This window comes from Robinsoniella sp. RHS (genome assembly GCF_001029355.1).
Lineage (GTDB): Bacteria > Bacillota > Clostridia > Lachnospirales > Lachnospiraceae > Robinsoniella > Robinsoniella peoriensis.
Genome location: NZ_JNGB01000020.1, coordinates 75,233 through 90,545, shown reverse-complemented (window position 1 = coordinate 90,545; position 15,313 = coordinate 75,233). Strand labels below are relative to the sequence as shown.

The window sequence follows — 15,313 nt, the reverse complement described above, 5'->3', positions numbered from 1 at the left end:
TGTTTAAGGTTTTAATGAAGAAACGGTCAGCGAAAAAGTAAATCACTTGGTTAACATGATAAGTTTAATCATACTATCATATTTTAACAGTTTTATATTTTGATTACCCTCCAGAGTTCGTTCGCTTATGATTTAATATCATGGCGAACTACTCCTGAGTAACCAGGAAGAACCTGGTAGTCCTTAGCGCTTAATCCTATGAACTGCCAGGCTCCTTTTATATTTATATAACATCTGATTAGTCTATCTTAACCTGCATTATTTTGTGCAAACTGGCTATTATACAATTTTTCATATAATCCTTTTTTACGGATTAATTCCTCATGAGTTCCAACTTCTTTAATATCACCCTCCTGCATATATAAGATCATATCGGCATCTCGGATTGTGGAAAGCCGATGGGCGATCACAAAACTGGTTCTGTTCTTCATGAGTCTTGCCATGGCTTTCTGGATCAGTACTTCTGTCCTGGTGTCAACAGAGCTGGTTGCCTCATCCAGTATCATAATCGGTGAATCAGACAAAATTGCACGGGCAATGGTAAGCAGCTGGCGTTCTCCCTGAGCCAGGTTTGCAGCGCCTTCAGCCAGAACCATCTGGAATCCTCCGGGAAGTGCTTTTATAAAATGATCTGCATGCGCTGCTTTTGCGGCATCCACAACTTCCTGATCGGCAGCATCCAGCCTTCCATACCGGATATTTTCCATAACTGTTCCCTGGAAAAGCCAGGTGTCCTGCAAAACCATTCCAAAAATGCTACGAAGAGACTCCCGTCCCATTTTTTGAATATCAATGCCGTCAATTAAAATGTTTCCACTGTTGATGTCGTAAAAACGGAGCAGCAGATTTACTAGCGTAGTTTTTCCGGCACCGGTAGGTCCCACGATAGCGACTTTGCTTCCAGGTCTCACTTCCAGCGATACATCTTTAATCAGCGTTTTATGCGGAAGATACCCAAAGCTTACATGGCTGAAGGTAACTTCTCCAGAAACTTTTTCCGGAAAAACTGGATTGGTTTCTTCCGGTATTTCTTCTTTCTCGTCCAAAAATTCAAATACGCGGTTAGCTGCTGCTGCTGTAGACTGCAAAATATTCGTAATCTGAACTGTCTGGGTAATCGGCTGTGAAAATTGACGCAAATATTGAATAAATGATTGTATCATGCCAATTGTCAAAGCACCCTTTATGCATAAAAATCCACTGATCACCGCAACCAGTACATAACCAAGATTCGTCATTGCCTGGGTAATCGGCTGCAAAAGACTCGATAAAAATTGTGCTTTCCATCCAACTGCGTACAGTGTCTCATTCGTCTCTTCAAAATCACGGATAATATCCGGTTCTTTTCCATAAGCGCTGATTACCGTATGTCCCGTATACATTTCCTCAACATATCCATTTAATTTTCCCACTGTCCCCTGTTGTTCCTGGAACAAAAACTGGGATTTGTGTGCTATTTTCATGGAAATAATCAGTGCCAGCGGTACCGTTATTATTCCGATCAGAGTCAAAGCAGGGCTGACCACCAGCATCATTATTAATATAAAAACAGCAGTGGAAATAGAGGTCAGTATCTGATCAATGGACTGCTGCAAAGAAGTGGAAACCGTATCGATATCATTGGTTACCCGACTCAAAATATCTCCGTATGGGTTTGTATCAAAGTAATTAAGTGGAAGCTGCTTTAATTTGCCATCCACTTTATTTCTAAGGTCAAATATTGTTTTTTCAGACACACCTACAATGATAAAAGTACTCAGATACTTGAAGATGCAATACAATAAATAAATCACACCCAGCACGATTAAGATTGTTATAAATTTCCGGATACCAGTGGATACAGGAACGCCGTTAACTACAATTCCCGCTAATGCATCCGTCGCCTTTCCCAGTATAAACGGTCCGAGGCTGTTAAAAACAGAAGCCACAATAATAGACACAATAGCAAAATAGAGACCTCGCCGGTAGGGCTTCATAAAAGAGAACAGTCTCCTGAAAATCTTCATTATATTAATCGTCTTCGTCTGTTCAATCATGCTCCCGCCTCCTCTTCACTTAACTGGGAATGTACAATTTCTTTATAAACTTCGCATGAATTCAGCAATTCTTTATGCGTACCCATTCCTACACAATAACCATCTTCCAGAACCAATATACGGTCTGCATTCATAATGGTACTGATTCTCTGGGCTACGATGATCACTGCCGCATCTTTAGTCTCCTCCTCTAATGCCTGTCTCAAAGCCAGATCCGTCTTAAAATCCAATGCTGAAAAACTGTCATCAAATATATAAATTTCCGGCTTTCGGACAATAGCCCGTGCTATAGCCAGCCTCTGCCTCTGTCCGCCGGAAACATTGCTGCCCCCCTGGGTTATATCGGTATCAAATCCTTCCTCTTTCGCAGTAATAAATTCATATGCCTGGGCAATCTTAGCTGCATCCTCGATCCGGTCCTCCGATGCCAGCTCATCACCAAATTGAATATTGCTCTCAATCGTTCCTTTAAACAGAAAAGATTTCTGGGGAACATACCCGATTTTTCGTCGTAATTCCTTTAAATCATAGTCTTTTACATCCATCCCGTTCACCATTATCCTGCCTTCCTGGGCATCATAAAACCGCAGAATCAAATTAATTAAAGAAGATTTTCCACTTCCAGTAGAACCAATAATTGCTGTAGTTTCTCCCGGTTTCGTTTCAAAGGAAATATCGTGTATAACCGGTTCTTCAGATTCAGGATAAGAAAAAGTGACATGTTCAAATGACAAGAATCCCCTTTTATCTGCTGCTCCTTCTTTTGGATTTATTGTCGTAATAGTTGCTTCAGTATCAAGTACCTCATTGACTCTGGATGCAGAAACAGAAGCTCTTGGATACATGACAAAAATCAAAGCCAGCATCATTACAGACATCATGATCTGCATAACATATTGAATCACGGCAATTACATCTCCGGTCAGAAGCGGCATGCCATTCACCCGTGTAAGCTGATATCCGCCAAATGCCAGCAGGGCTACATTGGTACCATAGAGAACCAGACTAAGTACAGGCGTCAGGGTTCCCATGATTCGCTGCATCCGCATAGAATTCTTCATAAAGCTTTCATTTACGTCATAAAAACGTCCGGACTCATGTTCTGTTGTTCCAAATGCCCTGATCACACGGATTCCTGTGAGTTTTTCTCTCATGACCAGATTGATTTGATCAATCTTGGATTGCATGATTTTCGATAATGGTATTGACCTCAGTGCGATCACAAGTACCGCTGCTATCATAACCGGCATAGAAATAAACAGCACCATAGACATAGAAGGGCTTTTTAAATATGCCAGGATGACACCTCCGACACACATCACCGGAGCCATCAATACTATGCGCAGGAACATATTCATAAAATTTTGCACCTGGGTAATGTCATTATTGGTCCTGGTGATAAGAGAAGACGTAGAAAAACGGTCAAACTCTGCCCTGGAAAAATACTGAACTTTCGTAAACACCGCACTTCTCAACCGCCTGCCAATCCCCATAGAAACCCGTGCCGAAAAGAAACCCGTTGCAATATTGCACAATGCCCCCACGATCGTGAGAATAAGCATAGCGCCTCCGGTACGGATAATAAATGCCGCATCACCTGTTGGTATTCCTTTATTAATAATGTCTGACAGATAAGCAGGCAGCCCCAGATTACAAAGTACACCCCCAATTACCGTCAGAGCAATGAAGAAAACCGCCGCTTTAAACTTACCCACCTCTTTAAATACCTTTTTCATAGGCATGATTCTCCTTCTACAAAAATCTAAAGTTTCAACTTTTAAATATCATCTATTCCTACCTGTAGTATTGCTTAAAATTGAAAAAATATCTATTCAAGTTATATTTCGAAAATATTATCTTGATATTTGCAATCTGATATTGTATAATAATAAAAACGCAATGCATAGTCACTGTTTAAATATAAAATTCTCTTTTTCTCTAAAGACATCTATTTTTCTATTGTACAATTTCCGTACCTATTCCCTTTAGTGCAGAATCATGAATATTTCCAAGTGTCCGTGTATTGCCTATTCAAGAGGAGGATAACATGACACAAGAAAAAGACTTATTCATCAATCAATATCTGGAAAACCCTGAACATTTTGCAGATATTTATAACGGAACTGTATTCCGTGGTAAACAAATCATAAAGCCGGAGGATCTTTCCCCTGCGGAATGCAATCAATCCATTCTCCTGCCGGATAAATCCGGAAGAAAAAAAGCAGTTAGACGCTACCGCGATGTGGTCAAGAAAACTCATTTGGGAGCTCAGTTTGCTATTCTTGCATGCGAAAATCAAACTGACGTAAATTATGCAATGGTAATACGTTCCATGCTGTACGATGCGTTGAATTATACCAGACAGGTACAGGATCTGAATTTTAACACCGATGGTACCAGACATTTCAAAAATTCAGGAGAGTTTTTATCTGGAATGTGCAAAAAAGATAAACTGCTTCCGGTTGTTACTCTGATTGTCTATTTCGGGAAACAACCCTGGGACGCCGGCAATTGCCTTCATGACCTCCTGTCATTTTCTCCGGAGATGAATGAACTGAAAGCAATGATACCTAATTATGAGATAAATGTTTTAGATGCCAGGAGAATTGATCAATTGGATTATTATAACACAGGATTGAGAGAGATCTTTGGTGCATTGAAATATGCAGAAGACAAACTTGGAATAATACACCATATCAATAAAAATCAAGACCGGTACAGTAAACTTGATCTTCAGACTTTTGAGCTGATTCACCTGCTTCTGGGTGAAACAGACAAACTGGATACTTTAAAGAACACAGCCACAACAGACACGAAAGGAGTTGTTTTTAATATGTGTAAAGCTTTTGATGATATCAGAGAAGAAGAACGTTCCATAGGAGAAAAAGAAGGACTCATAAAAGGAGAAAACAGATTTGCCGCTCTTTCCCGTTATTTACTTCAGGAAAACCGGATTAAGGATTTAATGCAGGCTACTACGGATCTGGCGGTGAGGAACAGGTTGTATCAGCAGTATCGATTGTATTGATATTCTGTAATAATACATGCAAGCATCGTGATCACCGACGCTAAAAGCAAAAAGTGCCCATAACTGATAGTCATTCAATGTCTTTTTATTTGTGTTGACAAATTTGGTGATATTACTTACAATTACATTATCAAAAATATTAACACCGTTAACCACAGGAGAATTTACATATGGGAATAAAAGAAAGACGAGAAAATGAAAAAAAGCAGATGTGCAGAAAAATAATGGATGCTGCAACCGAAATTATCAATCAAGAAGGCTATGAGGCCTTGTCCATTCGAAAGCTTGCCGCTAAAATTGAGTATTCCCCCACAACAATTTACCTCTATTATAAAGACAAGTCACAAATCATAGATGATATTGCTGCTATGCTTTATACTAAGGTAGAAAAAAATGCCGCTCAATTTCTGACAGAGCATCAGACCTGTCCGATTGACCAGCAAGTCCGGGGACTTATGGTTCTTGTAATAAAAATCCTGTCAGAAGAAGCGGAAATGACAAAATCCGTTATGTACAGCGGAAAAAATGTTATTTTTGCGTCTGAAAATGGGTCTATACCTGACAATGAAGGCATCCGAATGATGAACAGCCTTTTGGAAGAAGGAATACGTCAAAAAATATTTAAAGAAAATGCCGCTCATACATCCTGGATGATCGTTACTGCCCTGCTGGGTTTTGTTATGTGTGCATCCGAAAACTGTCTATATAAACTGGATAATTTCAATGAACTTAGCGTAAACTTTGCAGGAATTTTATTAGGGGGGATTTTAGATGAATGCTAAAAATAATTTTCTTTTTACTAATCGCTTTTAGCCGAACAGTCTCTTCAGGTGGATGCCATCTCATCAGCCACTTACAGCAGCGATACTATTCGTAAGGCTGTTGATAATGCTTTGCTAAATGGGAAATCGTCAGGGTAGCCCGCTGCGCCTCCTGTTATTTGATTGATTTCGGCAGAACAAATAAATGTGTATATAAAATTTGGCAGATGCACTAAAAAAGTGTACTCCCGTGCATCCGCCATCATTTTATTTTCAATTTATATTATTATCCCGTCCTCACTAACTAGTCAATCTGTATTTTCAGGCAAACAGGGTAAGGTGTCTCTATCTTTTCTTCCACCTTTACATGCATTCCTGCATCATCCCTTGTAAATGAAACCGCTGCATCATAGCCCAATACGGCAACGCCTTTTACATCAAACGTACTGGTAGAAACACTGCAGACTTTTGGAATGCCGCAGGCTTTAATAGTTACCTGCCCATCCTCAGGAAACTTCATCACAAATGCATATAATACACCTGCTTTATACGTAAAGCGAATATCCTCCGGGGTAAATGGGGCTCTGTCCACATCCGTAAAATATCCGCCGGCAACCTTGGTAGGTCCCTCTCCAAATATCTGCCAGAATGTGGTGCCATAAATTCCTTCCCCATTTTTCTTCAGCCAGTTTCCTATTTCAAGCAGTACATTTCTGTCTTCTTCCGTAAATGTACCATCCGCTTTTGGTCCTACATTCAGCAACAGGCAGCCATTTTTACTGACAATGTCCACCAGATCCCCAACCAGGTCTACCGGTGATTTAAAATCATTTCCATAGGTGTAACACCAGGAATTTTTTGCAATTGCAGTATCTGTCTGCCAAAGCTGGGGACGGATGGCATCCAGTTGTCCTCTTTCCAGATCAAATACCGCACTTCCATAAGCATAAGCATCGTATTTATAATTAATTGCCACTTCTATTCCCCATTCAGCTGCACGATTATAATAAAATGCTGCAAATTTCTTCAGGTAAGGCTTAAATGCAACATTCTGAATCCACCAGTCAAACCAGACAATCTGAGGACGATAATTGTCCACCAGCTCACACATTCTGGCGAGCCAGTCATCCATATGTTCCTTACCGGGAGCAACCGAATATATATCATGTGTCACACTTCCATCCAGATCTCCTCCATCCTGCTGCTTCCAGTAGAAGTCTTCAAAAGCAGGATCATTGATATCTGAAGCAAACTCCCTTCCTCCATTGAAAAACCAGCAGTGTTCTGCCCGGTGGTCAGAGACAGTAAATATAATATCACGTTTCCCCGCTTCTTCTTTTAACTCTTTGATTATGTCTCTTTTGGGTCCCATGTTCTTGGCATTCCATTTAGACAGTTCACTCTCATACATCTGAAAACCATCATGATGTTCTGCAACCGGCATGATAAATCTGGCCCCCGACTGTTCAAAGAGATCCAGCCATTCATCAGCCCTGAAATGTTCTGCCTGGAACATAGGTATAAAATCTTTATAGCCAAACTGGTCATGAGGACCATAAGTCTTTAAATGATGCTCATATTCCGGGGTTCCTTTCAGATACATATTCCTGGGATACCACTCACTTCCGAATGCCGGAACCGCATAAACACCCCAATGGATAAATATCCCGAATTTTGCATCCTGATACCATTTTGGAATTTCATATGTGCATAAAGATTCCCAGGTGTCCTGAAATGGCCCCTGTGCAATTACACGCTCCACTTCATACAGTCTCTCTCTGACTTTTTCTTGAACTTTTCCTTTGCCTTCTTCTTGAACTTTTTGTTGTACACCCATCTTACTTTCACCTATCTTTCTTATTTTTTTTCTTATTTTTTTTCTTATTTTTTTCCTTATTTTTTCTTCCCTATTTTAAATTTCTTATTTTAAATTCCTTATTTTAAATTCCTTATTTTAAATTCCTTATTTTAAATTCCTTATTTAAAATTCCTTAAATTCCTTAAATTCCTTATATTCCTTATATTCCTTATATTCCTTCTACATATCTAAGCCCTGCAAATACATCAGCTTCTTATACTCACTTTAATACCAGATATACCAGATGCTACCCCAAAGAACTATGCCCCATATTATGCTCTTTCACCTGTTCCATTTTTTTAATATACTCCGAGGGGCGCATACCGAATTTCTCTTTAAAGCAGGTGCTAAAATAACCTGCATTCTGAAAACCATTTTTAGCAGCCAGCAAATCTATACAGCTGACACCGTCCATTATCATCCGGACAGCATTTGCAAGGCGCAGTTCTTTTATATAAGATGGAATTGAAGTGCCTGTCATTTGATTGAATATCCTACTTAAATAGGATGGATTCACATAGCATGAGTTTGAGATCACAGTCAAAGAAAGCTGTGCTTCCTGATAGTGAAGGTCTATGTATTGCCTGGCAAGCTCAATGATAATTTCTGTACCCGAATTTCTCTCTTCTCCCTGCTGACAGAGTTTTTCCAGAAACAACTTAATTAAAAATTCTTTATATGGGGTAAAGTGCGGTATCTCCTGGGCCTTTTCTTTCTGTCTCTCCGATTTACCGCAGAATTCATTTAGCGCATCCATTAAGCTTTGGGATAAACTGTTAAACTCTTCCGGCTTTGTGTAATGCTCCTGGGCATATGCAAAGATTTCCGAAAGCTGCCTGCTCACTTCTTCCTGCCTCCCCTCATACATTTTATCCAGCAAATCTTCTTTCATTTTCTTGTAGTACATTTCTCCCAGAATCGCCCTCTGACTCACCTGCTGTTCCCCATCCAGTATTTCGTTTATTTTTTCCAGAACCTTTTTTAGTTCCTGTTCTTCCACAGGTTTTAGCAAATACTCTTTTACGCCATAATGGATGGCATTCTGGGCATAAGAAAAATCATCGTACCCCGTCAGGAATATAATTTTTACCGTACTGTTTTGTTCGTATAATTTTCTTGTCAGTTCTATCCCATTGATAATCGGCATCTCAATATCTGCAATCATTAAATCGATCTTTTTCTCCGACAATATTTGCAGAGCTTCTTCTCCGTCTTCGGCTTCTTCGGCAATGGTGAATCCATACTTTTCCCATTCTATGCAGCTTTTCAATCTTTGTCTGGCATAGAATTCATCCTCTACAATTAAGATCTGATACATGTCAGCCTCACTTCTTTCCTGTTATATAACGTCTTTACGTTAAAATAATTCGCTCATCTTAATAAAAGCAATGTTTAAACACACTCTGGAGCGTGGTCTATGGTATTGTATGGAAAGACAAAATATACTTTTGTAAATTTGCCCAGTTCACTTTCTATGTGAATACCGTAATCCATTCCATAACACAATTTTATCCTTTCATCAGTTGCCTTAATGCCAAAATTGACTTTCTCTTTATCCCATTCATCCTGGTTAAAAACATCTTTGATTTTTTCGCTGTCCATTCCTATGCCGCTGTCATAGACACAGAGTATTACCCGCTCATTCTCTATATAAACCTGTACTTTTATATTCCAGTCATTCTTTTTTCCCCTGAGACCGTGCAGTACTGCATTTTCTACAATTGGCTGAAGGCACAGCTTTAAAATAGAACAGTTTTCTGCTTCTTTTTGACAATCAATTTCGTAATTCAGTTTATTGGGATAACGGTATTTTAAGATATTAAAATATCGTTCGATAATATTTAACTCTGTCTTCACGGGTATGACTTTATTTCCCTTGCTCAAAACTCCCCGGTAAAAAAATGCCAGTTCTTTAACCACAAAAATAATGTCATCCGTCTTGTTCAGAGACGCCATACCACAGATACATTCCAGTGTATTATACAAAAAGTGGGGATTTAACTGGGATTGGATCAGGGCTAACTCATACTCCTTTTTCCGATTCTGTTCTTCTAAAAGGTTTTTCATCAAATCATCGTTTTTTTCTATCATCCTGCTAAAAGCGATAAACAGCTCTCCAATTTCATCTGACCGATCCTGGCTGATCTTTATATCCCGTCTGCCTTCCCCGATCTGAATAATAATTTTCTTCAGACGGATAATTGGATCCGATACATATTTTGCAAGAAAAGTTCCCATGAATACCGTGAGAACGATAAAAAAACCACCCAGAAAAAGCAAAAACAACTGAAGCCGCCGGCTGTCCTTAACCACTTCCGCAACCGGAACAATACCTACAATATTCCAGCCCAGCTTTTTATACATTTTATTGGTGACCAGGTACTCCTGGTTCCCCATAGTAATTTTATGGTTTCCTTCCGACTGGCTGATAGCATTATAATATTCCTTATCCGAATAATCTTTCCCCAGTTCTCCCTTGTCTCTATAAGAAACTACTTTTCCGGAATGGTCCAGAATCACATAGTGTCCTGTATCGGCCAGACGAATATTCTCGTACAATTCTGTAATTACCGATTCATCCACCATCAGTTCTACGCATCCGACTACTTCAACCGTGTTTTCGTTATAAATTTTCCTGTAATATGACATTACACATTTTCCGGCTGAAAGAGGCATGGATGTAAAATAATAATTTTCATTAAGTTTCCATAAATAGCTTTCCTGCATGCCATAAAACTGCCTTACAAAATCAGTATCTTCTATTTTCCTGTCGGGATCAATAAACTTATTGACAGAAAAGGCTTCTCCTGTATCGTGATAAGTATGGATAATCAGATTACTGATACAATTAGACTTGATGATATTTAACAGATATGCAAATACATCCTGTTTCACAGAATAATTGGCATTTTTCTGTCCTTCCAGCCATTTTTGCACATCTTTATTGGTCAATACCAATACGGAATAGCTCTCTATATTCTGGGTCAGTAAATCTAATTTTTCTGAGATTACATTCAGGTTCTGATATGAATTGTCAATCATTTTCTCTACCAGCATATTATTGGAATACACCCCTGCAAGCAGCAGCATTATAAGAAGCATTCCCGCCATGCAAGGTACCAGCAATACGAATATTTTCTTTTTTAAAGAAATCCCATTAAATAGCTTCCTCAGTAATCTCATCCTCACTCTATACCCCTTCTGTACGCGCCTTTCTATATTCCTACCCTTTCACGGACCCTGCTGATAAACCTGCAATCACTTTTTCCTGGAAACACATAAAAATGATAATCATCGGAATAATTGCTACCACCATTGCCGCTAAAGTTGCTCCTACATCTGTATTATACTGCGCAGAAAAACTATTGACTACCTGTGTTATGGTTTGAAATTTGGGTTTTGATATAAACAGCGTCGCAAAGATGAGGTCGTTATAAATATTTACAAATGCCAGAATACCTGCTGTAGAGATTGCCGGAAGGGATAATGGCACAATCATCTTCCGGAAGATGCCAAAAGTCCCGCTTCCGTCTATGGTTGCCGCCTCATCAATTTCTTTGGAAATTCCCCTCATATACCCGGTTATCAGCAGGATGGACATGGGTAGATTGAACGTTACATATATAGTAATCATCGTAACGGGATTGTTCTGCATCCCCAGCTTCCCAATTGTCCCTACCAGTGGAATAAAAGTTGCCTGTACCGGAACTAAAATTCCCAATATGAAGTAAATATTCAGCCCATCAATCAGCTTTCCTTTGAACCTTGACAAAACAAATCCAGCCATCAGCGCAATGACCATAATCAGGATAACGGATATAATGGCATAGGTAAAAGAATTAAAAATGCCTTTTATAACCCCGGACCGCAGGATTGCTTTATCATAATTTTTAAAACTCCATATCTCTGGAAGCTTAAAGGGCCCCATATAGATTTCGTTGGTATTTTTAAAAGACCCCAGTATGACAACAATCAAAGGAATGATATTCATACATGCCCACAAAATCGCCAGTATATAGAGAATTTTCTTTTTGATTTTTACTTTCATTATCTCGCCTCCTCTACTCTTTTGCAACCAGATACTTATTTGCAATCAGACTTCCAATTAACCCCACCACCAGAATAAATGTAGCAATCGTGGCACCATAGCCAAATTTTCCATAGGAGAACGTCTGCAGGTACATATTAACTGCCGGCACTTGCGTGGCTTCATTTGGACCTCCCTTTGTCATAACAAATACCAGGTCGAAGGTCTTCAGGGTTCCGGTAATCATAAGAATGACATATACTTTTAAACTTTCTTTCATCATGGGCAGTGTAATATAGAGAATTTTTTTTATTCCGGTTGCTCCATCCAGTTCGCCCGATTCATATAATTCTTCAGGTATAGCTGTCATACCAGCTGAAAAAATAACCATATTTAAGCCGATATATACCCATGCACTTACCAGTACTACCGAATACATTGCAATATCGGGATTGCCCAAAAAGTCCATGTTAAAATCAGGATTAAAAAATCGTATCATATCATTAATTAAACCCCAGTTTGGATTTAAAATAAATTTCCACATAATTGCTACCGCTGTCATCGGAATAATAACCGGAAGGAAGAATGCAAATTTAAATGCACGCAGCCCCCGTATTTTTTTTGAGATAAACATAGCCAGTAAAAATGCAATCGGACCCTGAATTAAAACACCCTGTGCCAGATAAATAAACATATTCCGGATACAGATCCAGAATACACGGTCGCTGAACATGCGTTTATAATTACTGAATCCTACAAATTCTTTCGGCGTCTGCCAGATGCCATTCCATTCCACAAATGACAGATAGACAGTCTGAATGATTGGTGTGAAAAACATAAATGCGATTAATAGAAATGCCGGAAGAATCATGAAAAACGGCACATAATATTTTTTTATCCATTTCACGGAAAGTCCCCCCTTTATATACACGGACAGGCTTCTCCCCTGTCCGCGCATCATTTTTAATTATGGCTGTCTATTTCGTCCTGAACCTCTTTCATTGCAGCTTCCGGAGAATTACCTGCTACCATGCCCGCAAGGGAATTTCTCAGTCTGTCCTGTAAAGAAGCAATTGTGCTGTACATGTCGATTTCCTGCATTAAACCAGTTGCCGTATTATTTATCAGGTCAATACATTCTTTTGTTAAATAATTCATCTCTTCCGGCGGTGTTGCACTCTTAACTGCGAAGATCTGAGTGGGATCTGCTTTCCATATCTCGGTAACGACTTCCGGTGAAGTAAGGTATTTTACCAGCTTTACGGTTGCTGCGGTAGTTGCCTCATCTTTCTTAGCTATAGACAGACCTTCATTTGGACCTCCCATTGAGCCTCCTTTTAAATCCATCTTGTCATCAAATGCAGGGAACCAGATTACATCTACTCCTTTTCTATCCAGAAATTCCGGATTGTTTTCCAGAATATTGGTCGGCTGCCAGGTTCCGATTGCAATCATCGGGGATTTCTCCGTTGAGAAAAGTGCCTGCTCTGTTGCAGAATCCAGGGATGCAATGTTTTCGCCAAAATACCCTTTGTCCTGCCAGGATTTCATAAGATTTACTAACTCTAGCATCTTGTCGCCGGTGTACTTTTCTTTTCCATTTGCCAGGTCATAAATATAATCCTCGCCATATTTTCTCATAACCAGACCGGAAAGGAGATGTGCAAAACGCCATCCTTCTCCTGACATTGGAACCGGTGTAATACCTTCTTCCAGGAACTTATCGCAGACAGCTTCAAATTCTGAAATCGTCTCCGGATATTTCAGTCCTCTGGATTCGAACATATCCTTATTACAATAGAGAACGGTAGCAAAGTCCGTAAATGGAACCCCATATACACCTTCTTTTGCCTGATATTCCCACATACTGAACAGATCTAAAAAGTTATCTTTCCACTCCTTATCCTTTTCAAACTCAGAGGTAAGGTCATACAGAACATCACTTTCCACGTAGGAATAGATGGTACTGCCGCCATAATTCTGGAACAATTCATACATATCGCCTGTAGCTGCCGCTGTTTTCATTTTTTCATAAAACTGCGTATCGTCCGCCCCTGCTACGGCATCATATTCAATCTCAACATTCGGATTTTTTTCCATAAAATCCTGACAGGCTTTATATATAGCGGCTCCCAGAACCGTATCTTCTGCCCAGCGGTTCAAGAATTTGATTTTGACCGGTTCGCCCTCTCCTGCCGTCTGCTCTTCACCTGTCTCCTTTTCTGAATCCGCTCCTGCAGCTGTTGTCTCCTGGGTTCCCTTCTTATTGCCGGTGGTCTTTTCCCCGGAATCCGCTGAATTTCCTGCACATCCTGCAAGTGTTGCAGACAACATCGTAACCGCCAATAAAATACTTATGATTCTCTTTTTCATCTTAAATCCTCCTATTTCGGTTCTTCGTATATTTTTTTCACATTAGCGCTAACTGATAATGCTATTTTAGCAATTATGTATAATGTCGTCTATAAAATATATTTACCTCACCGTTAATATTTTTACTTTTTTGATGTTTAAGTCAATATACTTTGTATGTTTTTATATTTTCTTTCTCACATACTAACTAATCGACTCATTCTGATTAACTACAAATCTCCGCCTTACAGTTTGGTCCTCCCTGTGTCTTTATTGCGAATTCAAACAGGATACAGCAATCAGATACTAAAAAGAAAGTGACTTTACTTTTGCGAAATGCTAAACTATAAACAACAAAATATTAAATATCTACAAAACCTTAAACTGTAAAGAAAGAAACAGCAAAGTAATAAGGTACAAAAGAGATTTGTAAAGGAGGCTGCTTTTTATGAATCATGAATTTACCCTGCTGCAGAGTGATTATACGGTCTGTTCGGAAGACTGGGGTATGACAGATGAAAATGCTTTATTTTACCGCATGTACTATATCCTCGGTGGTGAAGCATATCTCAAAAAAGGGGATCAGAAGATCCGACTGGAACCGGGATTTTTCTATATTCTGCCTTTAATGAAACCGTATACACTCTGGCATATCAAAGAAGATCCCCTGCAGGTACTCTGGTTTCACATTCAGATAAAGATGGATTTTTATATTGATCTGGGAATTGTAAAAATAATAGAAAATACCCCGATGTATTATATCCTTCAAAGTCTGCGTTCATTTATGGGACAATCCAGATATCAGAGAGAAACAGAACAGCTTTTTGATATATTCCTGACACTGCTTAATGAGGATCTTCCCCTGCAAAAAACCGATCATCCTGCTATGAAAAGCGTACTGGATTATATCGATACACATTTAGCGGAACGCATTACAGTGCGTGATCTGGCAGCATATGTGGGAATGGAGCGATCCTACTTTTCACGTAAATTCAAAGCTACTTTTCAAATGTCACCCAACCAGTATCTCTATTCCGCACGTTTGAACCGGGCAGCCATTGCCCTGGCACAGGGAGCTACTGTGTCAGAAGCCTGTCAGATCGCAGACTATGCAGATGAAAAATCTTTCTCCAGAGCCTTTCACAGCTACATAGACATTTCGCCCAGCACCTACCGCAAAAGTCACATCGTGCAACCTTAAAGTCACACCACAGTGTTGTGGCTTTTTTCTATTCATGATACCCTTTAGAA

Annotated in this window: 12 protein-coding genes; 4 read left to right on the top strand and 8 right to left on the bottom strand. The window is 39.4% G+C overall.

Features of this window, described 5'->3' with window-relative positions; genetic code table 11:
* Window positions 1-248: 248 nt before the first annotated feature.
* Together RHS_RS11125 and RHS_RS11120 are read right to left on the bottom strand one after the other, a co-directional pair.
* Window positions 249-2,036 carry an ABC transporter ATP-binding protein gene (locus RHS_RS11125; protein WP_047833210.1) on the bottom strand — a complete coding sequence of 596 codons (1,788 nt, stop codon included), beginning with the start codon at window positions 2,034-2,036 and terminating at the stop codon, window positions 249-251.
* The gene (locus RHS_RS11120) at window positions 2,033-3,772 is read right to left on the bottom strand and encodes an ABC transporter transmembrane domain-containing protein (RefSeq protein ID WP_047833209.1); all 1,740 of its coding nucleotides are present in this window, start codon (window positions 3,770-3,772) and stop codon (window positions 2,033-2,035) included. The genes RHS_RS11125 and RHS_RS11120 overlap by 4 nt, the downstream gene beginning before the upstream one ends.
* Before the next feature lie 311 nt (window positions 3,773-4,083).
* Here RHS_RS11120 and RHS_RS11115 point away from each other — a divergent pair, with 311 nt between their 5' ends.
* The 3 genes from RHS_RS11115 (at window position 4,084) to RHS_RS30830 (ending at window position 5,984) form a co-directional block, all read left to right on the top strand.
* A complete protein-coding gene (locus tag RHS_RS11115) occupies window positions 4,084-5,064 on the top strand; it encodes an Rpn family recombination-promoting nuclease/putative transposase (RefSeq protein WP_047833208.1) in 981 nt (326 codons plus the stop codon).
* Between the two features lie 170 nt (window positions 5,065-5,234).
* Window positions 5,235-5,846, top strand: coding sequence for a TetR/AcrR family transcriptional regulator (locus RHS_RS11110; RefSeq protein ID WP_047833207.1), 612 nt, complete (start codon window positions 5,235-5,237; stop codon window positions 5,844-5,846).
* Window positions 5,847-5,894: 48 nt separating this feature from the next.
* Window positions 5,895-5,984 (top strand): FMN-binding protein, encoded by a 90-nt coding sequence (locus RHS_RS30830; protein ID WP_081998859.1) that lies wholly within the window; start codon window positions 5,895-5,897, stop codon window positions 5,982-5,984.
* A gap of 145 nt (window positions 5,985-6,129) precedes the next feature.
* On the opposite strand, the gene RHS_RS11105 is transcribed toward RHS_RS30830, so the two are convergent.
* The 6 genes from RHS_RS11105 to RHS_RS11080 form a co-directional block, all read right to left on the bottom strand.
* Window positions 6,130-7,662, bottom strand: coding sequence for an alpha-L-fucosidase (locus tag RHS_RS11105; RefSeq protein WP_047833206.1), 1,533 nt, complete (start codon window positions 7,660-7,662; stop codon window positions 6,130-6,132).
* Window positions 7,663-7,930: 268 nt separating this feature from the next.
* The gene (locus RHS_RS30825; protein WP_052377698.1) at window positions 7,931-9,001 is read right to left on the bottom strand and encodes a response regulator; all 1,071 of its coding nucleotides are present in this window, start codon (window positions 8,999-9,001) and stop codon (window positions 7,931-7,933) included.
* A gap of 74 nt (window positions 9,002-9,075) precedes the next feature.
* Complete coding sequence (locus tag RHS_RS11095) at window positions 9,076-10,866, bottom strand: histidine kinase (RefSeq protein ID WP_047833205.1); 1,791 nt, start codon at window positions 10,864-10,866, stop codon at window positions 9,076-9,078.
* 40 nt (window positions 10,867-10,906) lie between these two features.
* Window positions 10,907-11,731 carry a carbohydrate ABC transporter permease gene (locus tag RHS_RS11090; RefSeq protein WP_052377697.1) on the bottom strand — a complete coding sequence of 275 codons (825 nt, stop codon included), beginning with the start codon at window positions 11,729-11,731 and terminating at the stop codon, window positions 10,907-10,909.
* A gap of 13 nt (window positions 11,732-11,744) precedes the next feature.
* Window positions 11,745-12,617 carry a carbohydrate ABC transporter permease gene (locus tag RHS_RS11085; protein WP_160295798.1) on the bottom strand — a complete coding sequence of 291 codons (873 nt, stop codon included), beginning with the start codon at window positions 12,615-12,617 and terminating at the stop codon, window positions 11,745-11,747.
* A gap of 56 nt (window positions 12,618-12,673) precedes the next feature.
* Complete coding sequence (locus RHS_RS11080) at window positions 12,674-14,083, bottom strand: ABC transporter substrate-binding protein (RefSeq protein ID WP_047833204.1); 1,410 nt, start codon at window positions 14,081-14,083, stop codon at window positions 12,674-12,676.
* Window positions 14,084-14,510: 427 nt separating this feature from the next.
* Here RHS_RS11080 and RHS_RS11075 point away from each other — a divergent pair, with 427 nt between their 5' ends.
* Window positions 14,511-15,263, top strand: a complete 753-nt coding sequence (locus RHS_RS11075; protein ID WP_047833203.1) for an AraC family transcriptional regulator — start codon at window positions 14,511-14,513, stop codon at window positions 15,261-15,263.
* The last annotated feature ends 50 nt before the right edge of the window (window positions 15,264-15,313 follow it).